The organism is Mammaliicoccus sp. K-M42 (assembly GCF_022386375.1).
GTDB lineage: Bacteria > Bacillota > Bacilli > Staphylococcales > Staphylococcaceae > Mammaliicoccus > Mammaliicoccus fleurettii.
The window spans coordinates 1-271 of the sequence record NZ_JAJNIS010000057.1 but is presented as its reverse complement, the minus strand read 5'-3'; the positions used below and the strand labels follow the sequence as shown (position 1 = coordinate 271).

Genomic DNA, 271 nt, shown 5'->3' with positions numbered 1-271 from the left:
CCAAATACGTCTGACGCTTCTGAACCAGTCAAATCGAAAGATACAACGCCGCCTACTAAACCTGTGATTCAAACAGATTTAACTGGTAAAGGTGGCACGAAAGATCCAATCGTTGTAAAAGCTGACCCTGGAACTAAAGTTGAAATCTTCGATAAAGATGGCAATAAGATTGGTGAAGACGTCGCTAATAATCAAGGTATCGCTAAAATTACACCGACAAAACCATTACCTGAAGGTAATATCACGGCGAAAGCGACAGATAATGCGGAAA

1 protein-coding gene is annotated in these 271 nt (G+C 41.0%); it reads left to right on the top strand.

All coding sequences use genetic code 11. The features are described 5' to 3' along the window. Positions 1-271 (top strand): hypothetical protein (locus LQ668_RS12345; protein ID WP_239776065.1); only part of this gene is annotated, 271 nt, incomplete at both ends.